18 protein-coding genes are annotated in these 18,400 nt (G+C 67.5%); 6 read left to right on the forward strand and 12 right to left on the reverse strand.

The window, feature by feature from the left end; all coding sequences use genetic code 11:
* Positions 1-63: 63 nt before the first annotated feature.
* Both VF643_RS01035 and VF643_RS01040 read right to left on the reverse strand, forming a co-directional pair.
* The gene (locus tag VF643_RS01035; RefSeq protein WP_331041501.1) at positions 64-2,475 is read right to left on the reverse strand and encodes a ligase-associated DNA damage response DEXH box helicase; all 2,412 of its coding nucleotides are present in this window, start codon (positions 2,473-2,475) and stop codon (positions 64-66) included.
* A 25-nt stretch (positions 2,476-2,500) separates the two neighbouring features.
* Entirely contained in the window at positions 2,501-2,680 is a 180-nt protein-coding gene (locus VF643_RS01040; protein WP_331041502.1) for a hypothetical protein, read from the reverse strand.
* Positions 2,681-2,780: 100 nt separating this feature from the next.
* Between VF643_RS01040 and VF643_RS01045 the strand changes: the two genes are divergently transcribed.
* The gene (locus VF643_RS01045; protein ID WP_331041503.1) at positions 2,781-3,794 is read left to right on the forward strand and encodes a ligase-associated DNA damage response exonuclease; all 1,014 of its coding nucleotides are present in this window, start codon (positions 2,781-2,783) and stop codon (positions 3,792-3,794) included.
* Positions 3,795-3,826: 32 nt separating this feature from the next.
* Here the strand turns inward: VF643_RS01045 and VF643_RS01050 are convergent, their stop codons facing one another.
* Positions 3,827-4,438 carry a flavin reductase family protein gene (locus VF643_RS01050; RefSeq protein ID WP_331041504.1) on the reverse strand — a complete coding sequence of 204 codons (612 nt, stop codon included), beginning with the start codon at positions 4,436-4,438 and terminating at the stop codon, positions 3,827-3,829.
* 27 nt (positions 4,439-4,465) lie between these two features.
* Here VF643_RS01050 and VF643_RS01055 point away from each other — a divergent pair, with 27 nt between their 5' ends.
* Together VF643_RS01055 and VF643_RS01060 are read left to right on the forward strand one after the other, a co-directional pair.
* Positions 4,466-5,176, forward strand: coding sequence for a cytochrome b/b6 domain-containing protein (locus VF643_RS01055; RefSeq protein WP_331041505.1), 711 nt, complete (start codon positions 4,466-4,468; stop codon positions 5,174-5,176).
* Positions 5,173-5,916, forward strand: a complete 744-nt coding sequence (locus VF643_RS01060) for a molybdopterin-dependent oxidoreductase (RefSeq protein ID WP_331041506.1) — start codon at positions 5,173-5,175, stop codon at positions 5,914-5,916. Before VF643_RS01055 ends, VF643_RS01060 begins: the two co-directional genes overlap by 4 nt.
* A 157-nt stretch (positions 5,917-6,073) precedes the next feature.
* Here VF643_RS01060 and VF643_RS01065 read toward each other — a convergent pair whose 3' ends face one another.
* The 3 genes from VF643_RS01065 to recQ all read right to left on the reverse strand — a co-directional run bounded on the left by VF643_RS01065 (position 6,074) and on the right by recQ (position 9,200).
* Positions 6,074-6,469, reverse strand: coding sequence for a hypothetical protein (locus VF643_RS01065; RefSeq protein ID WP_331041507.1), 396 nt, complete (start codon positions 6,467-6,469; stop codon positions 6,074-6,076).
* Positions 6,466-6,900 carry a TIGR01244 family sulfur transferase gene (locus VF643_RS01070; RefSeq protein WP_331041508.1) on the reverse strand — a complete coding sequence of 145 codons (435 nt, stop codon included), beginning with the start codon at positions 6,898-6,900 and terminating at the stop codon, positions 6,466-6,468. The genes VF643_RS01065 and VF643_RS01070 overlap by 4 nt, the downstream gene beginning before the upstream one ends.
* Positions 6,901-7,436: 536 nt before the next feature.
* Positions 7,437-9,200, reverse strand: a complete 1,764-nt coding sequence (gene recQ, locus VF643_RS01075) for a DNA helicase RecQ (RefSeq protein ID WP_331041526.1) — start codon at positions 9,198-9,200, stop codon at positions 7,437-7,439.
* Positions 9,201-9,332: 132 nt separating this feature from the next.
* Between recQ and VF643_RS01080 the strand changes: the two genes are divergently transcribed.
* Entirely contained in the window at positions 9,333-10,253 is a 921-nt protein-coding gene (locus tag VF643_RS01080) for a hypothetical protein (protein WP_331041509.1), read from the forward strand.
* Positions 10,254-10,259: 6 nt separating this feature from the next.
* Here VF643_RS01080 and VF643_RS01085 read toward each other — a convergent pair whose 3' ends face one another.
* Entirely contained in the window at positions 10,260-12,086 is a 1,827-nt protein-coding gene (locus VF643_RS01085) for an ABC transporter ATP-binding protein/permease (protein WP_331041510.1), read from the reverse strand.
* Positions 12,087-12,236: 150 nt separating this feature from the next.
* On the opposite strand from VF643_RS01085, the gene VF643_RS01090 reads away from it, so the two are divergent.
* A complete protein-coding gene (locus tag VF643_RS01090; protein WP_331041511.1) occupies positions 12,237-12,467 on the forward strand; it encodes a hypothetical protein in 231 nt (76 codons plus the stop codon).
* Between the two features lie 426 nt (positions 12,468-12,893).
* Here VF643_RS01090 and VF643_RS01095 read toward each other — a convergent pair whose 3' ends face one another.
* The 5 genes from VF643_RS01095 to crtY form a co-directional block, all read right to left on the reverse strand.
* Complete coding sequence (locus VF643_RS01095) at positions 12,894-13,850, reverse strand: phytoene/squalene synthase family protein (protein WP_331041512.1); 957 nt, start codon at positions 13,848-13,850, stop codon at positions 12,894-12,896.
* Between the two features lie 159 nt (positions 13,851-14,009).
* Complete coding sequence (locus VF643_RS01100) at positions 14,010-14,591, reverse strand: TIGR00730 family Rossman fold protein (RefSeq protein ID WP_331041513.1); 582 nt, start codon at positions 14,589-14,591, stop codon at positions 14,010-14,012.
* A gap of 190 nt (positions 14,592-14,781) precedes the next feature.
* Positions 14,782-15,114 (reverse strand): hypothetical protein, encoded by a 333-nt coding sequence (locus VF643_RS01105; RefSeq protein WP_331041514.1) that lies wholly within the window; start codon positions 15,112-15,114, stop codon positions 14,782-14,784.
* A 2-nt stretch (positions 15,115-15,116) separates the two neighbouring features.
* On the reverse strand, positions 15,117-16,595 hold the full coding sequence (locus tag VF643_RS01110) for a phytoene desaturase (protein ID WP_331041515.1): 1,479 nt from the start codon (positions 16,593-16,595) through the stop codon (positions 15,117-15,119).
* Positions 16,592-17,755: a lycopene beta-cyclase CrtY gene (crtY, locus tag VF643_RS01115; RefSeq protein WP_331041516.1), complete on the reverse strand. Its 1,164-nt coding sequence runs from the start codon at positions 17,753-17,755 to the stop codon at positions 16,592-16,594. The genes VF643_RS01110 and crtY overlap by 4 nt, the downstream gene beginning before the upstream one ends.
* Before the next feature lie 76 nt (positions 17,756-17,831).
* Here crtY and VF643_RS01120 point away from each other — a divergent pair, with 76 nt between their 5' ends.
* On the forward strand, positions 17,832-18,350 hold the full coding sequence (locus tag VF643_RS01120) for a GNAT family N-acetyltransferase (RefSeq protein ID WP_331041517.1): 519 nt from the start codon (positions 17,832-17,834) through the stop codon (positions 18,348-18,350).
* Positions 18,351-18,400 lie beyond the last annotated feature (50 nt).

Genomic DNA, 18,400 nt, shown 5'->3' on the forward strand with positions numbered 1-18,400 from the left:
GCTGGGGACCACCGCCTTCGGCGGCGGTCCCCCTCCCCAGCAAAGCTGGGGAGGACAAGAGGATCAATCCAGCCGCCTCGCCTCCGCCGCCAGCCCCTCGGCCTCCATCAGCAGCGCATCGTCGCCGCGCGCGGTCGACACCCGCTCGCGCCCGATCAGCGTCAGCACCGGCACCGCCAGCGGGGTCACCCGGTCCAGATCGACATGCACCATCGTCTCCGCGGCGCGATCGAGCAGATGCGCCAGCCGGCCGACATCGGTCATCTTGGCGCGGGCATCGTCCCACGCGGCCTGGAGCAGCAGATGCGTCGGCTCGTATTTGCGCAGCACGTCATAGATCAGGTCGGTCGAAAAGGTCACCTGCTTGCCGGTCTTGCGCTTGCCCGGATGCTGGCGCTCGACCAATCCGCCGATCACCGCCACTTCGCGGAATGCGCGTTTCAGCAGATGCGATTGCTGCACCCATTCGACGAATTCATGCTCCAATATGTCGGCGGAAAACAGCGACGCCGGATCGGCGACCTTCTCCAGGCCATAGCAGGCGATGGCATAATCGTTGGCGACGAAGCCCAGGGGTTTCAGGCCCTGCGTCTCCATCCGCCGGGTTATCAGCATCCCCAGCGACTGGTGCGCGTTCCACCCTTCGAAACTGTACGCGACCATATAATGCCGCCCCTCGCGCGGGAAGGTCTCGACCAGCAGCTGTCCGGGTTGCGGCAGCACCGATCGCGCGGTCTGGAACTCCAGCCACTCGCGCACGTCGTCGGGAAAGCGCGGCCATTCGCTCGGCTCCGCCAGGAACCCGCGCACCCGGTCCGCCAGACTGGTGGACAGCGGCATCCGGCTGCCGCCATAGGTGGGCACCCGCGCGGGCTTGCTCGTCGCATGGACGATCAGGTCGGTCAGCGCGATCTTTTCGACTTCCAGGCTCAGCCCGGCGAAGAAGAACGTGTCGCCGGTCGAAAGCTGGCTGGCGAACGCCTCCTCCACCCGCCCCAGCGACCGCCCGTTGCGAAAGCGCACGTCGAGCATCGTCGCTTCGACGATGATCCCTGCGTTCAGCCTGTGCTGGCCGACGAACTTGGGGTGGCTCACCCGCCAGCTGCCATCGGCCTCCTGCACCAGCCGCTTGAACCTGTCGTAAGCCCGCAGACTATACCCGCCGTCGCGGATGAAGCCGAGCACGCGCTCGAACGTCTCGTCGCTCAGCGCCGAATAGGGCAGCGCCGATCGCACCTCGTCGAGCAGGTCGCGCTGGTGAAACGGCGCCGCGCACGCGCACGCCATGACATGCTGCGCCAGCACGTCGAGCGCGCCCGCGCGGAACAGGTCGGGGTCCAGTTCCCCCGCCTCCACCGCATCCAGCGCGGCGCGCGCTTCCAGATATTCGAAACGGTTGCCGGGCACCACGATCGCCTTCGATGCTTCGTCCAGCCGGTGGTTCGCGCGCCCGATCCGCTGGAGCAGTCGCGAAGACCCCTTGGGCGCGCCCATCTGGATCACGCAATCGACGTCGCCCCAATCGACCCCGAGGTCGAGGCTCGCGGTCGCCACCAGCGCGCGCAGCCGGCCATCGGCCATCGCGCCTTCCACCTTGGCGCGCGCCTCCTTCGCCAGGCTGCCGTGATGCACCCCGATTGGCAGCGAATCCGCATTCACCTTCCACAGATCTTGGAAGATCAGTTCGGCCAGGCTGCGCGTGTTGCAGAAGATGATCGAGGTGCGATGCGCCGCGATCTGCGCCATCACCTGTTCGGCGGCATAGCGTCCCGAATGCCCCGACCATGGCACGCGCCCCTCGGGCAGCAGGATCGAGATGTTCGGCTCGGCGCCCGGCTGCCCGTGCACCAGGCTGACCGCACCGATATCGCCGTCGGGCGCCAGCCACGCGCGATAGCCGTCGGCATCGGCCACCGTCGCCGACAGCGCCACCCGCCGCAGCCCCGGCGCGATCCGCTGCAACCGCGCCATGCACAGGCTCAGCAGGTCGCCGCGCTTGCCCGTCGCAAAGGCATGGACCTCGTCGACGACGATCGTCCGCAGCCCGGCGAACATCGTGAAACTGTCGGGATAGCTCAGCAGCAGCGACAGCGATTCGGGCGTGGTCAGCAATATCTGGGGCGGCTTCGCCCGCTGGCGCGCCTTGCGATCGGACGAGGTATCGCCGGTGCGCGTCTCGACGCTGATATCGACGCCCATCTCCTCGACCGGCGTCATCAGGTTGCGCTGGATATCGACCGCCAGCGCCTTCAGCGGCGAGACGTACAGCGTGTGCAGCCCCTCGGCGGGGTTCTCGATGAGTTCGGCCAGCGTCGGCAGGAATCCGGCGAGCGTCTTGCCCGCGCCCGTCGTCGCGACCAGCAACGCATGCCGCCCGCTGCGCGCCTCGCGCAGCATCGCGATCTGATGCGACCGCGGCGCCCAGCCGCGCGCCGCGAACCAGGCCGCAAGCGGCTTTGGCAGCGGTTCGCTCAAACCCTCACCGCATTGGCGGCGCTGGTCAGCGCCCGTCGTGCGCCCCGTCCTCGCCGGCTTCCTCGCGCCTGTTCCGCCGGGTCGCGGCTTCGGTTACTTCCAGGGGCACGCGCGAACGCCGGTTCAGCGCCCATCCCGCGATCAGCGCCACCAGCAGGATGATCGGCCCGCCGATCACCACGAATGCCCACAAGCCTTCCATCATCGCTCACCTTCGTCGAACACTCCCGCGAAAACGATCGGCCCCGCGCTTCGATCCGCCCCACCCGGCTGGAACCGCAAGCCGTTCCAACCATATAGTGTGCATGGCCAAGCTCGGCGACTGGATCACCCCGCATCCCCACGGCATCTACGTCGCCCCCGCCGATGCGTGGATAGACCCGTCCGAACCGGTCCCGCGCGCGCTCATCACCCACGGCCACGCCGATCACGCGCGCGGTGGCCACAATGCGGTCTGGGCGACGCCCGCGACGCTGGCCATCATGGACGCGCGCTATGGCGAGCAGGCCGGCCACCCCGTCGCCTACGGCGAGACGATCCGCCTGAATACCGCAGACGGCGGGGAGGTCGACATCGGCTTCGTCCCCGCCGGCCATTGCCTGGGCTCGGCGCAGATCGTCCTCGACCACCGCGGCGAGCGCATCGTCGTGTCGGGCGATTACAAGCGGCGCGCCGATCCCACCTGCACACCCTTTCAGCCGGTGAAATGCGACGTCTTCGTCACCGAAGCCACCTTCGCGCTCCCCGTCTTCCGCCACCCCGACACCGGCGACGAGATCGACAAGCTGATCGCCCGCCTCCACGCCAATCCCGACCGCTGCGTCCTCGTCGGCGCCTATGCGCTCGGCAAGGCGCAGCGCGTGATCGCCGAACTGCGCGTGCGCGGCCACGCGGCGCCGATCTATATCCACGGCGCGCTGCAACGGCTGTGCGACCTCTATGAGGAACACGGCGTCCCCCTCGGCGAACTGCTCCCGGCGGCGGGGGTGCCCAAGGCGCAGATCGCGGGCCATATCGTGATGTGCCCGCCATCCGCGCTCAACGATCGCTGGTCGCGCCGCCTGCCCGATCCGATCACCGCGATGGCGAGCGGCTGGATGCGCGTCCGCCAGCGCGCGCGCCAGAAGAACGTCGAGCTGCCGCTGATCCTCAGCGATCACGCCGATTGGGACGAGCTTACGACCACCCTGCTGGAGATCGCCCCGCGCGAAGTCTGGGTCACCCACGGTCGCGAGGAAGCGCTCGTCCATTGGTGCATGACCCGCCAGATAAAGGCGCGGGCGCTGGCGCTGGTGGGGTATGAAGATGAAGACGATTAGCAGGCGGATGAAGAGCCGGCCACATCGCCGGGTCAATCCGGTCGCATCATCCGAAACAGCGCATCCTCGCGCGTCTCGAAATAGTCGGCCGGCCCGCCCCCGCGCGAGATCGGCCGTGCGCGGGCGGTCTGGTACACGCCGGCGTCGAGCATCGCACGGTCGATATGGATGCCCACCGCCTCACCGATCACCAGCCACTGGTCGAGCGCGCGGCCCTCCTTCGTTTCCAGCCGCAGCAATTGCGTCAGCCTGCATTCGAACGTCACCGGAGAGGCCGCGACGCGATCGGGCTTCACCAGCCGCGAGCGGACCGTCTCGATCCCCGCAAGCGCGAACTCGTCGCCCTCGCCCACCGCCGAGGTCGCGTTCATCGCCTCGGCGAGGTCGCGCGTCACCAGGTTCCAGACGAACTCGCCGGTGGCGTCGATATTGGCCACCGTGTCCTTCCATCCCATCGAGGAGAAGGCGATCAGCGGCGGGCGATAATTGATGACGTTGAAGAAGCTGTACGGCGCGATGTTGCGCACCCCGGCCGCCGACACCGTGCTGATCCAGCCGATCGGCCGCGGCGCGACGATCGCGTTCAGCGGGTCGTGCGGCAGGCCGTGGCCGTGCGCGGGTTCGTAGAAATGCCATTCGGTCATGGTGCGTGTAACTGCTATGGGGGCGAAATGGTCCCCGAGCAAACCGCACCCGGCACGACGATCGAGCGCCACGGCATCGTCACCCGTGTCTGGCACTGGATCAATGCGGTGGCGATCTTCATCCTGATCGGCTCCGGCCTCGGCATCTCGAACGCGCATCCGCGGCTTTATTGGGGGCGCTACGGCGCCAATTTCGACGCGGCCTGGGCAACGCTGCCGCGCTTCCCCGCCTGGATCACGATTCCCGGCAATTACAACCTCGCGCTGTCGCGGCGCTGGCATCTGTTCTTCGCGCTCGTGCTGGCCTTCGCGTTGCTGGGGTATATGATCGCCAGCCTGCTCAACCGCCACTTCCGCCGCGATCTGACGATCCGCCGCGCCGAACTCTCGCGCGCGCACCTGTGGGCGGATTTCCGCGCGCATCTCGATTTCCGCTTCCACGATCCCGAAGGCCCGCGCGCCTACAACATCTTCCAGAAGCTCTCCTACGTGCTCGTCATCTTCCTGGCGTTGCCGCTGGTGATCCTCACCGGCGTCGCGCTGTCGCCGGGGATGAATGCGGCCTGGCCCTGGGTGCTGGACCTGTTCGGCGGTCGCCAGTCGGCGCGTTCGCTCCACTTCATCGCGATGGTCGTGCTGACGGGGTTCACGGTGGTTCACCTCGTCCTCGTCATCCTCGCCGGCCCGGTGAACGAGGCGCGTTCGATGATTACCGGCCGCTGGAGGATACCCGAATGATCGGGCGGCGGGCGCTTCTGGGCGGGGGCGCCGGGCTGCTGCTCGCGGGCTGCGACCGGGTGGCGGCGATTCCCGCCGCGCGCCGCATCCTGTTCGCGGGCGAGGACATGCACCGCGGCCTGCACCGCGCGCTGACCGATCGCGCCGCGCTCGCCCCCGAATTCACGCCATCGCAGATGTCGCCGATCTTCCGCGCCAACGGCACCCGCGATCCCGGCACGCCCGCTTATGCGGCGATGGTCGCGGGCCGCTTCGCCGACTGGCGCCTCGCCGTCGGCGGCCTCGTCGCCCGCCCCTTGTCGCTATCGCTCACCGACCTGCGCAGCCTGCCCAACCGCACCCAGATCACCCGCCACGATTGCGTCGAGGGCTGGAGCGCGATCGGCCAGTGGACCGGCCCGATGCTCGGCAACGTCCTGAAGGCGGCCGGCGTCCGCGATGCCGCGCGCTACATCGTCTTCACCTGCGCCGATCTCTACGGCGGCGCACCGTATTACGAGAGCATCGACCTCATCGACGCCTTCCACCCCCAGACGATCCTGGCCTGGGCGATGAACGGCCGCCCCCTGGACGTCGCGCATGGCGCCCCCGTCCGCCTCCGGGTAGAGCGGCAATTGGGCTACAAGCACGCCAAATATCTCATGCGCATCGACGCGGTCGCCAGCCTGGCCGGGATCGGCCGCGGCAAGGGCGGCTTCTGGGAGGATAACGTCGATTACGATTGGTATGCGGGGATCTGACGGGAACCGGGCCTGGAGAATGTGACTTACTTCCGTTCGTCCTGAGGAGGGACTGAGCGCAGGCGAAGGCCCGTCTCGAAGGACAGTGGGTCTCACCTGTCCTTCGAGACGCCGCTTCGACTTCGCTCAGCGGCTCCTCAGGACGAACGGATCAGGCTCAAGTCATCACGCGCGTCAGATGCGGCGCCAGCCGCCGCACGTCGAGCGCATCGACGCCGGTAACGGTCACCGCGCCAAACCGCCGCTCGGCCGTCTCCACCACCATCCCCGCCGGGGTCGCGCGAATGGCGTTCCAGGCCACTTCGCGCACCGCGATGTTCGCGCCGAGCCGCTTGCACACCGCGACGCGCCCCTCGCCATCGACCGCCAGCGCCGCCACGCCGTCGGCGCCCACCACCGCGCCCACGGTCACGAACCCGCCCAGCGCCGCATCCGCCGCCTCCGCGGCTTCCTCGGGCGCGGCGATCTTGCGGACACGCCGCCTGAGCACCCAGACGACGCCCCCCAGCACCAGCACCGCGGCCAGCCCTCCGGCCAGCGCCGCCCAGTTCATTCGCCGCGCGCCAGCGCGTCCAGCGTCGGCCGCAACCCCGACAGGTCATAGCCCGCGTCCGCCGCCTGCAACACCAGCAGCTCGGGGTTGCGCCCCGCCTTCGCCGCGGCCAGCGCCCACAGATTGCAGGACCGCGTGCCCGACCGACAATACGCCAGCACCGGGCCTTCCGCCGCGATCAGCGCCTGCGTCATCGCGTCGATCTGCGGATGCGAGAACCCCGCCTGCGTCACCGGAATGGCCGTGTAGGAAAGGCCGGCTTGCGCCGCCGCCATCCGGATCGCATCGCCGCTCGCCTGCCCCGGCTCCTCGCCATCGGGCCGGTTGTTGACGATCGCGACGAACCCCGCCGCCTTGATCGCCGCCACGTCTTCGGGCGCGATCTGGGGTGCGACGCTGATGCTGTCGTTGAGGGTGCGGATATCGGGCATGGGCCACGCCCTAAGGTTCAAACGCATGCAGGACAACGGCCGTGAAGAAGCGGATAGATCCATTATTGCGAAGGTGACCAATCCCGTCGATTTGCAATCTGCAAATGTCGTCGGGTGAAAGCCCTTCGGTCGATACGAGCCCCGGCCGCTGCTAACGTGCCGGGGCTCCATCGTTTGGGGCACGGCCTGCTAAACCCGCGCTCCGCCCGTCGGGCCCCGCTTACTTGGCGTGCGAAGCCTCTACGACCTTGAGCATCAGGGTCGCAAAGGCGCTCATCATCCCGAACGCGATGCCCGCATCTGCAAACGTCATTGAGTCGATTGCGCCTTCGTTATGCAAGCAACACCAGACCTGCGGCCCGACGCGCCGCACCCTTTCACGAGTTGATGCGCCTTGAGTAGCGAGCGCCTCCCCGGCGATGATCTCGCATCCTCGGACTGTGCCATATGCAATTCTCCCCCTTCAGCGGAGAGCAAACCTGGTCGAGTTCAACTCCAAACGCGCAAATGGCCGGCATTTGCTCTTCGTCCGGCATCTACCCCTCCCGGATCACCGCCAGAAACGCATCGCCATAAGCCTCCAGCTTGCGCGCGCCGATGCCGGTCAGCATGGCCAGCTTCGCGCCGCTGTCGGGTCGCTGCGCCGCCATCTCGCGCAGCACCGAATCGTGGAAGATCACATAAGGCGGCACGCCCGCCGCCTTCGCCAGATCGCGCCTGCACGCGCGCAGCGCTTCGAAAAGCGGATCGTCGCTCGGGTTCGTCGCCGCCCCGGCCGCCCCGCGCCGCCGCCGCTCGCGCTTGGGCGGCAGGATCACCGACAGCGCCGCCTCCCCCTTCAACAGCGCGCGCGCGGCCGGGCCGAACTCCAGCCCGCCATGCTCGTTGGCGCGCAGCGCATCGCGCAGTGCCAGCGCGCGGAACACCGGCTTGACCAGCGCGGCATCCTCCCCCTCGACGATCCCCCAGACCGACAACGATTCATGCCCGCGCGAAATGCTTTTATCGGTCGACTGCCCCAGCAGCACCTGCTCGACATAACCCGCCCCGAACAGCTGCCCCGTCCGGAACACCGCGGAGAGCACTTTGCGCGCCACTTCGGTGGCATCGCGCGCATCCGACGATCCCAGGCAATTGTCGCAATTGCCGCAATCCTCGGCACGGTCCTCGCCGAAATGCTTGAGCAGGATGCGCCGCCGGCACCCGCCGGTCTCGACCAGCGCACCCAGCGCGGCGAGCCGCGTGCGCTCGCCCGCCTGCCGCTCCGGCTCGACCTCGCCGATCCGCTGGCGTGCGCGCGCGAAATCGTCGGCGCCCCAGAACAGATGCGCGACGCTGGGGTCGCCGTCGCGCCCGGCGCGGCCCGTCTCCTGATAATAGGCCTCGATCGACTTGGGCAGTCCGGCATGCGCGACGAAGCGGACGTCGGGCTTGTCGATCCCCATCCCGAAGGCGACCGTCGCGCAGATCACCATGTCCTCCGACGCCACGAAATCGGCCTGGTTCTTCGCCCGGACATGTGGCTCCAGCCCGGCATGATAGGCGCGCGTCGGCCGGCCGGTCCGCCCCAGCGCCTCGGCCAGCTTCTCGGTCGCCGCGCGGGTCTGTGCATAGACGATGCCCGGCCCAGGCGTCGCGCGGATCACGTCGGCGATCTGGCTCGCGGTGTTCGCCTTGGGGCTGATCGCATAGCGGATGTTGGGCCGGTCGAACCCCGACACGATCATGCCCTCGGCCGGTATCCCCAGCTGCTTCACGATGTCGGCGCGCGTGTGCGCATCCGCGGTCGCCGTCAGCGCCAGCCGGGGCACGTCCGCAAACGCATCCATCAGCGGTTCGAGCAGCCGGTAGTCGGGCCGGAAGTCGTGCCCCCATTCGCTGACGCAATGCGCCTCGTCGATCGCGAACAGGCTGAGCTTGGCGCTGCCCAGCAACTCCCGGAACGATGCGTTGGAGGCGCGCTCGGGTGCCACGTACAGCAGCTGGAGCGCGCCCGCCTTGAACCGCGCGATCGTCTCCCCCCGGTTCTGATCGACGCTGGTCAGCGTCGCCGCACGTATCCCCACCGCTTCGGCCGCGCGCAGCTGGTCGTGCATCAGCGCGATCAGCGGGCTGACGACGACGCACGTCCCCTCCAGCAATACCGACGGCAGCTGGTAGCAGAGCGATTTGCCCGCCCCGGTCGGCATCACCGCCAGCGTCCGCTCGCCCGCCAGCACCCGCGCGACGACATCGGCCTGCACGCCGCGAAACGCCGGAAAACCGAACACCCGCGACAGGGTTGGCAGCGGATCGGTCACGCTGCGAAGAAGTCGCGCCACGCGACTTTGTGAATTCGTGTGAGCAGCATTTAGCCGATCTAGCCGATCCGGCCGACACAGCAACCCGCGTCGCCTGTAGACACCGCGAATCGCGGACTTTACCTACGGCGGATGGTTCAAGAGCACTTTCGCGTCGTTTACGACGGCGCCGCGGTTGAAGACGGCGAGATGGACGTGAGTCAGCTTGCCTCTTCCCTTCTGGCGCTTGGCAAACTGATCGAGAACGCCGATGCGGTCAGGACCGGCGAGACGGGGCGCGTCAAGGTTCGCGTCCGGGCGGATGTGCAGCGCGGCAGCTTCGACGTCGGCATAGCTGTTCACTGGCTGGAAGGCATCAAGGATGCTGCCGTAGGCTGGGCGCTGACGCCGGAAGGAGCCAGCACATTGGCTCTCATTGGCCTGCTTGGCTTCACCGTTAAGGACGTTGCGCTACTTGGTGGAAAGGGCGTGATACAAGCCGTTCGCTGGCTGCGCGGTCGCAAGATCGAGCGCCGCATAGTTCTGCAAGACGGCAACACCCAGATCATTACGCAAGACGGCGATGCGCTCACCTTGGCGACCGATGTTGCCCGCCTGGTCGATGATCCCCAGATCAGGCAGCCGCTGGAACGCTTTACCGAACCCTTGCGCGAGGAGGGTGTCCAGGAAATACGCTTCGAGAGTGAGCCAGGCGCGATTGTCGAACGCATCGACGCTGCTGAGGCAGCGATTTTTGCGGCGACTGCGGGATCAGACCCGACGTCCTCCGCCGAATTTGCAGCAACCTATCAGATTAAACGTTTGTTCTTCGAAAGGGGACGCAAATGGCGACTATCCAACGGCGCCCAGACCATCACCGCTGAAATCGAAGACGAAGACTTCTGGCACAGGGTCGATTCGTCCGACGTAGCGTTCGCTAAAGATGATTATCTGGAATGCGTTGTTCGTATGGATCAGTGGTTTTCAGGTGTGGGGCTAAAGACCGAATATCGCATCGGCAAAGTCGTCAAGCATATACCCGCGCCGCGTCAAACTGGGTTCCCCAGCTTTTGAGCTGAGTCACTCGGCCGCCAGCACCTCGCCCACCGCGGCGCGTTCCTGCGCCTGGCGCGTCCACATTTCGGCATACAGCCCGCCCCTACCCAGCAATGCCGCATGGGTGCCGCGCTCGGCCACGCGGCCCTCGTCGAGCACGACGATCTGGTCGGCATGGACCACCGTCGACAGTCGGTGCGCGATCACGATCGTCGTCCGCCGCTCGGCGATCGCCTCCAGCGTCGCCAGGATGTCGCTTTCGGTGCGGCTGTCCAGCGCCGACGTCGCCTCGTCCAGGATCAGCACCGGCGGGTTCTTCAGCAGCGTCCGTGCGATCGCCACCCGCTGCTTCTCGCCGCCCGACAGCTTCAGGCCGCGCTCGCCGACCCGCGTCGCATAGCCCTGCGGCTGGCGCTCGACGAAGCCCGCGATCGCTGCGCCTTGCGCCGCGCGGACGATCTCGTCCTCGCCCGAGCCTTCGCGGCCGTAAGCGATATTGTAGCCGATCGTGTCGTTGAACAGCACCGTGTCCTGCGGCACGATGCCGATCGCGGATCGCAGCGACGCCTGGGTCACGCCCCGCACATCCTGCCCGTCGATCGTGATCGCGCCGGCGGTGACGTCATAGAACCGGTACATCAGCCGCGCGAGCGTCGACTTTCCCGCGCCCGACCGGCCGACCACTGCGCAGGTCGTGCCTGCGGGCACGTCAATATCGACACCCTTCAGGATCTCGCGCCCGTCGCCATAGCCGAAATGCACGCCCGCGAACCGCACCGCGCCGGTGCCGACCACCAATGGCACCGCATCCGCGGCATCGACGACACTCGCCGGCGTATCCACCAGGTCGAACATCGCCGCCATGTCGATCGCGCCCTGGCGGATCGTGCGATACACCATGCCCAGCAAATCGAGCGGCCGGAACAGCTGCGCCAGCAGGGTGGAAACGAACACCACATTGCCCGCGGTGAAGCGCCCTTGCGCCCATCCCCAGACGACATAGGCCATCCCCGCTGCCATCATCAGATTGGTGATCGCCGCCTGACCGACGTTGAGCCACGCCAGGCTGTTCTCGCTCTTGGTCGCCGCATCGGCGTAGGAACGCAGCGCCCCCTCATAGCGCCGCGCCTCGCGCTCCTCCGCCCCGAAATACTTCACCGTCTCGAAATTCAGCAGCGAATCCACCGCATGCGCCACCGCCCCGGTGTCCAGGTCGTTCATCTGCGCGCGCAACGCATTGCGCCAGTCGGTGACGACCCGCGTGAACCAGATATAGAGCACCACCATGACGCAGGTCGCCGCCACCAGCGGCCAGCCGAACCGGGTCCAGAACAGCCCCAGCACCAGCGCCAGTTCCAGCACCGTCGGCGCGATGTTGAACAGCAGGAAATACAGCATCGTGTCGATGCTCTTCGTGCCCCGCTCGACCACCTTGGTCACCGCGCCCGTCCGCCGCGACAGATGGAAGTCGAGCCCCAGCCGGTGAAGGTGCCGGAACACGTCGGACGCCAGGCCCCGCGTCGCCTCCTGCCCGACGCGCTCGAACACCGCATTGCGCAGATTGTCGAACAACGTCGTCCCGAACCGCGCCGCGGCATAGCCGACGACCAGCGCCACGATCAGCGTCGCCGCCGACCGGTCACCCGCCCCCATCCCGTCGACCGCGCCCTGAAGCGCAAACGGGGCGCCATAGACCTGGACCAGCTTGGACCCCAGCACCAGCAGCATCGCCAGCACGATCCGCACCCGCAGCCGCGGCGCATGCCGCGGCCAGAGATAAGGCAGGAACCGTCGGAGCAGTGGCAGTAGCGGCTGTTCGGCGCGGGCAGAGGTCGTGATGTCGGGCGGCATTGCCGCTTATGTGGGGCACCACCCCGCCAACACCAAGCGACTTGATACACGCGCGCCATTGCGGCCGGCACGCGCGGCGGCGCCGATGGGCGCGTTTCCGGAACCTTACGCCGCAGCCCACCGTTTGGCATCTTGAAACGGAGACGGACGATGGAACCGGTTTTCTACGTGATGGCGATCCTGGGCTGCGGCGATGCGAGCGCCGCCTGCACCGAAGCACGCGTCGAACCCGCCCGCTACGCAAGCGTCGCGCAGTGCCGCGCCGCTCTCCCCCAGGCGCTTGCGCGTCACACCGATCTGTCCTTCCCCGTGATCGCCGGCAATTGCCGCGCGACGGCCGAACGCATGGTCAGAATCGAAACGAACCGCACGCGGGGCTGAGACACGTTTCGTGCTTAGCGGCGCCAGCGAAGATTTGTTCGCGCAGAGGACGCAGAGGACGCAGAGAAGAAGCACCGCTCCCAACCTGGCGTAAGCGAGCCTACCGCCACGCCCAGAGCGTATGCCTTGATATCGATCCGTTCGTGAGGCTGGCTGGAAAGTATTCCGTTCGCCCTGAGGAGGCATTGAGCGAAGTCGAAATGCCGTCTCGAAGGGCAGGTGAGACCCACTGCCCTTCGAGCCAGGCCTTAGCCTGCTCAAGGTTCGTCAGGACGAACGGGAGTAGGTCATCCAAGGGCACGATGCATCAAGATGGAGGATAAGGCCGCTGGCCCCCCTACGCAACAACAGGCCAACCACCTCTGCGCCCTCCGCGCCTCCGCGCGAACAAACTCTTCGTGCCTTCGCGCCTTCGCGTGAACCAGCTTATGATCCCACCCGCGGCCGCTGCCACAGATCGGCATCCCGCACCGTCCGCGGATACCGCCGCGCGCGCTGCAACGCCTCGATCCCGGCGCGCGCGATGAACCCGATCTTCGCCGCCCCGGTGGTCGACACTCGCGCGTCCCAGGCCCGCTCCCCCCGCGCCGCGACCTCGCGCCCGATCGCGCCGTAGATCCCTGCCGCCGCCAGCACCGCCCACGCCGACCGGAAAGACAAAGCCGGCGTGCCCTCTCGCGCGCTCGCCTCGAACGCCGCCGCCCGCCGTGCCATGCGGTTGGCGAGCATCGCCAGCCGGGGCCGATAATGCGGCTTCATATGCTCGCCCGGCGGCACGTCGATCTCGGTCAGCCAGTCGTCCGGCAGATAGCATCGGCCCGCGATGTCGTCCTCGCACAGATCGCGCGCGATGTTCGCCAGCTGGAACGCGATCCCCAGGTCGCACGCCCGGTCCAGCGTTTCGGCGTCCTCGGGATCGACCCCCATCACCACCGCCATCATGCACCCGACGACGCCCGCGACATGGTAGCAATAGCGGTACAGATCGTCCTCGCTGCGCGGTCGCCACTCCTCGGCATCCAGCGCGAAGCCGGCGACGAGATCGCGCGCGAACGCCGGCGGCATCCGCGTCTCGGCGGCGACGATCCGCAGCGCATCGAACGCCGGGTCGCCGACGACTTCCCCTGCCATGGCGACCTCGGTCATCGCCGCCACCTCCGCGACCCGCGCGGGTGCGTCGGCGACATGGCTCATCGCGTGGCCATGATCCTGCCCGTCGACGATATCGTCACACCGCCGGCACCACGCATAGAGCAACCACGCACGCTGCCGCGTGGCGGGATCGAACAACATGCTGGCCGCCGCGAAACTCTTCGATCCGCGCGCGATCGACTCTCGCGCGGTCGCGACGATGGCGTCGCGGGTAGGACGGGCATCGTTCATGAGTCCCTGTCCCTCGCCACATACCCTTCGTCACCCCGGACTTGTTCCGGGGTCCAGTCCTCCACGGGCGAGACCGCTGCTTGTTGAACCCTGGACCCCGGAACCAGTCCGGGGTGACGGATGGTGACTCGGCGAGTGCGGACCTTCACCGAGCAATCCTCAAAGATCGCGCGCCCGCATCCGCACAATCGGCTGGGTCGGCACGTGGGCGGACATCCGCGCCAGCAGCACGTCCAGCGTATCCGCCACGATCAGCAGATCGCGGTGCTGCGCGCGCAGGAAGCCGACCTCCCCCATCCGCTCCCAGAACGCGATCAGATGATCGTAATAGCCCGCCACGTTGAGCAGCCCCACCGGATCGGCATGATAGCCCAGCTGCGCCCACGACAGCGCCTCCCACAATTCGTCCATCGTCCCCGTGCCGCCGGGGATGGTGACGAACCCGTCCGCCAGTTCGGTGAATTTGGCTTTTCGCTCGTGCATGCCGGAGACGACGTGAAGCTCGCTCAATCCCCGATGCGCCACCTCCGCATCGACCAGCGCCTGCGGAATAACCCCGATAACCTCGCCCCCCGCCGCCAGCGCGCTATCGGCGATCGCCCCCATCAGCCCGAGCTTGCCGCCCCCGTACACGACCCCGATCCCGCGCTCCGCTAGCGTCCGCCCGATCGCGCGCGCCGCGTCGATATAGGTCGTATCCGCAGGCGTCGCGGAGCCGCAGTAGATGGCTAGGCGTTTCACCAACGATCCTCCCCGGAACGGGGAGGGGGACCGCTCGGCGTCAGCCGAGTGGTGGAGGGGGATCGCCGCAAGCGAGCCCCTTCACGGAGAACCCCCTCCACCAGCCTTCGGCTGGTCCCCCTCCCCGTTCCGGGGAGGATCTGCTTTATCATAGCTGCACGTGCTTCAAACCCGGCGTCGTTGCACCACGTCATCCCGACAGCACCTCGATATAGTTCTCCTGCGTCCATCCCGCCTGACAAAACCGTGCCTTTCCCATCTCGATCCCTTCGGATTTCGCGAAGCAAGGATGCCGTGCATTCTTAAACCGAACCTCGACCCAACGATCGCTCCCATCCTCGCGGCGAAATTCGTCGCAGACATAGACGGTGGTTCCTCGCCTCAGCCGCGCGACTCGCGGTGAACCAACAGAATGGGCCTTGTACACAGTAATGCCCTGGCGACCGCCGACGACCTTAGCATAGTTGCACCGACCTAGCGGCATCTCGGTCGTCGCCAGTGCAGCCCCCAAAAGCGCGCTCAAGATCACCGCCCGCCCTCCAGCATCAGCTTGGCCGTTGCCTTCGCACTCCCGACGACCCCCGGTATCCCCGCCCCCGGATGCGTGCCCGCACCGACGAAATACAGGTTCGGGATCGCGTCGTCGCGGTTGTGCACCCGGAAATACGCGCTCTGCGTCAGCGTCGGCTCCAGCGAGAAGGCGCTGCCCAGATGCGCGTTCAGGTCGCTCGCGAAGTCGCTCGGCGCATAGCTGAACTTGGTCACGATGCGTTCGTGGATATCGGGGATCAGCCGCCGCCCGACCTCGTCCAGGATGCGGCGTTCCAGGATCGGCGCGATCTCGCTCCAGTCCGCGGGGAATTTGCCCATGTGCGGCACCGGCGCCAGCGCGTAGAAGGTGCTCATCCCCTCGGGCGCCATCGACGGATCGGTGACGGTCGGGTGGTGCAGATACAGCGAGAAATCCTCGGCCAGCACGCCGTGATCGTAGATGTCGCTCAGCAGCCCCTTATAGCGTGGGCCGAACAGGATCATGTGGTGCGGAATCCCCGGCCATGTGCCCTTCACCCCGAAATGCACCACGAACAGCGACGGCGAATATTTCTTGCGCTCCAGTCTGGCGCGCGTCCGCTGCGCGCTGCGCGACGACGACAGCAGGTCGCGATAGGCGTGCATGATGTCGCCGTTGCACGCGACCGCATCGGCGTTGCCGCGCCAGCCGCTCCTGGTGACGACACCGGTCGCGCGATCCCCCAGGGTTTCGATCTCGACCACCGGATCGCCAAGCCGCACCACGCCGCCGAGCCGCTCGAAATGCGCGACCATCCCCGCCACCAGCCGGTTGGTGCCGCCGCGCGCGAACCACACCCCGCCGTCGCGCTCCAGCTTGTGGATCAGCGCATAGATCGCGCTCGTCGTCATCGGATTGCCGCCGACCAGCAACGTGTGGAAACTCAGCGCCTCGCGCAGCTTTTCCGACTGCACGAAGCTCGACACCATCGAATAGACCGATCGCCAGGCCTGGTATTTCGCCAGCGCCGGCGCCGCCTTTATCATCGACCCGAAATCGAGGAAGGCGACATGCCCCAGCTTCTCATAGCCTTCGTGGAACACGCCCGCCGAGTAATCGAGGAACTTCAGATACCCCGCCCAGTCGCCGGGATGCAGCTTCTCGATCTCGGCGCGCATCTGCGCATCGTCGTTGGTATAGTCGAACGTCGTCCCGTCCTGCCAATGCAGCCGGTAGAAGGGCAGGACGGGGTCGAGCGTCACGTCGTCGCTCATGTCGCGCCCGGTCAGCGCCCATAATTCTGCCAAGCACGCCGGATCGGTGATGACGGTCGGCCCCGCGTCGAAGGTGAAGCCGTCGCGCTCCCAGAAATACGCCCGCCCCCCCGGCTTATCGCGCGATTCGACGATCGTCGTGCTGACCCCCGCCGATTGCAGCCGGATGGCCAGCGCCAGCCCGCCGAAGCCCGAACCCACGACGATCGCGTCCTTCACTTCCCGCCTCCCGCAATCGCGCGCAGCGCGCGGCCGACCGGCACCGGCGGCTTGCCCGTCAACACCCGTGCCTTGTCCATCATCGTCGAATGACCTGCATAAAATCGCCCGATGAGTCCGGGCGAAAGCCTGTAGAACCGTTCCAGCACGCGATACCGTTCGTCGGGATCGGCCGCGCGGAACAGCATCGTGTCGAGCATGCGATAGAAGCCGCGCGCCCGCCACGCCTTGCTGGCCATCATATAGGTGGCCTCGTGCAGCGCCGCTCCCGAAAAATCGCGGCACTCCGCCAGCATCGCCGCCATCCGCACCGCATCGGGCAGCGAATAGCCGGTGGTCGGGTGGAACATCCCGCTGCGCATCCCCGCCTTGGCAACCCGCGCGCCGCCCGATCGCCAGTACGCATCGAAGTCTCCACCCAGCGCGACCGGCAGCACCCCCGATTCCTCGCGCGCCGCCTGCGCCACGGCCCAGCCCTGCGCGTCCGCATAATCATGGACGCGCGCGATGATCGCCTCGGTATCCAGGTCGGGCGTGTCGCTGTAATAGGTATCCTCGACGAAGATGCGATCATGCGCCAGCGGCAGCGTATAGACGAAGCGATAGCCGTCGATCTGCGGCACCGTCGCATCCATGATGACCGGGCGCGACCGTTCGTGATCGTGCGTCAGCGTGAACGCGCGCCCGACGAATTTCTGCCAGCCCAGGTCGAGCAGCGACAGGTCGCCCGGCCCGCGCGCGTCGATGACCCCGCGCACCTCCACCCGCCCGCCATCCGCCAGGACGACCGCGGTGGCCGACACCGCCAGCACCTTGCGGCCAAGCATCAGCGCATGCGGCGGCAGCTCGCGCCGGACCACCGCGTCCAGCCGCTCGCTCTCGATCGAATGATAGGCCGCGTCGATCGTCCGCGCATGCGCCGGAAAGGCGACGTCGTATCCGGTCCAGGCATGGCAGACGAGCGGCGCGAGAATCCAGCGATCGGCGGCGGCGACATCGCTGCCGAAGAACGACCAGAGGTGATTGCCCCCCACGACCGGCGCCGCGTCGATCAGCCGCACGTCCATCGCCGGGTGCCGGGCCTTCAGCGCCAGCGCGATCAGCCCGCCTGCCAGTCCCGCGCCGACGATCGCGACATCGCAAGAGAGGGTGGACGCCATGATCCACGCGCCTAGCCCAGAGCGGACCCTGCGCGAAACGCTTTTGCAGTCGCGCCGCCGCGTGCATCATGACGCCATGACCGCCCCCATATTGCACACCGACCGCCTTACGCTGTCGCCGCCGACCGCCGCCGATCTCGATGACGAGGCCGCGATGTGGGCCGATCCGGCGGTCTATGCGATGATCGGCGGTCGCGCCTTTTCGCGCGAGGAAGTGTGGCATCGCCTGCTGCGCTACATCGGCCATTGGCAGGTCTGCGGCTATGGAACCTGGGTGGTGCGGACCCGCGACGGGCGTTTCGCCGGGTCGGTCGGCCTGATGGACTCGCGCCGCGCCAGCGATCCGTCGTTCGAGGGTACGCCCGAAGCCGGCTGGGCCTTCGCCGGCAGCGCGCATGGGAACGGCTATGCCCGCGAAGCCCTGACCGCCCTGTTCGCCTGGACCGACGCGCAGGGAATCGCACGCACCGTCTGCATCATCGACCCCGCCAACGCCCCCTCGATCCGGCTGGCGGAGCGGCTGGGGCATCGGCTGGTGACCGAGGCCACCTATCGCGACACCCCCACCTTGCTGTTCGAGCGCACCCGACCTTGACCCTCCCCGCCGCGGGGAGGGGGACCGCTCGCCGCAGGCGAGTGGTGGAG

The sequence above is a fragment of the Sphingomonas sp. genome, assembly GCF_036387595.1.
Taxonomy (GTDB): domain Bacteria; phylum Pseudomonadota; class Alphaproteobacteria; order Sphingomonadales; family Sphingomonadaceae; genus Sphingomonas.

Bases quoted from the DNA above. Each gene is read 5' to 3' on its own strand.
- VF643_RS01040 (WP_331041502.1), bottom strand. From the start codon at position 2,680: ATGATGGAAGGCTTGTGGGCATTCGTGGTGATCGGCGGGCCGATCATC.
- VF643_RS01045 (WP_331041503.1), top strand. From the start codon at position 2,781: ATGGCCAAGCTCGGCGACTGGATCACCCCGCATCCCCACGGCATCTAC.
- VF643_RS01050 (WP_331041504.1), bottom strand. From the start codon at position 4,438: ATGACCGAATGGCATTTCTACGAACCCGCGCACGGCCACGGCCTGCCG.
- VF643_RS01055 (WP_331041505.1), top strand. From the start codon at position 4,466: ATGGTCCCCGAGCAAACCGCACCCGGCACGACGATCGAGCGCCACGGC.
- VF643_RS01060 (WP_331041506.1), top strand. From the start codon at position 5,173: ATGATCGGGCGGCGGGCGCTTCTGGGCGGGGGCGCCGGGCTGCTGCTC.
- VF643_RS01065 (WP_331041507.1), bottom strand. From the start codon at position 6,469: ATGAACTGGGCGGCGCTGGCCGGAGGGCTGGCCGCGGTGCTGGTGCTG.
- VF643_RS01070 (WP_331041508.1), bottom strand. From the start codon at position 6,900: ATGCCCGATATCCGCACCCTCAACGACAGCATCAGCGTCGCACCCCAG.
- VF643_RS01080 (WP_331041509.1), top strand. From the start codon at position 9,333: ATGGTTCAAGAGCACTTTCGCGTCGTTTACGACGGCGCCGCGGTTGAA.
- VF643_RS01085 (WP_331041510.1), bottom strand. From the start codon at position 12,086: ATGCCGCCCGACATCACGACCTCTGCCCGCGCCGAACAGCCGCTACTG.
- VF643_RS01090 (WP_331041511.1), top strand. From the start codon at position 12,237: ATGGAACCGGTTTTCTACGTGATGGCGATCCTGGGCTGCGGCGATGCG.
- VF643_RS01095 (WP_331041512.1), bottom strand. From the start codon at position 13,850: ATGAACGATGCCCGTCCTACCCGCGACGCCATCGTCGCGACCGCGCGA.
- crtY (WP_331041516.1), bottom strand. From the start codon at position 17,755: ATGGCGTCCACCCTCTCTTGCGATGTCGCGATCGTCGGCGCGGGACTG.
- VF643_RS01120 (WP_331041517.1), top strand. From the start codon at position 17,832: ATGACCGCCCCCATATTGCACACCGACCGCCTTACGCTGTCGCCGCCG.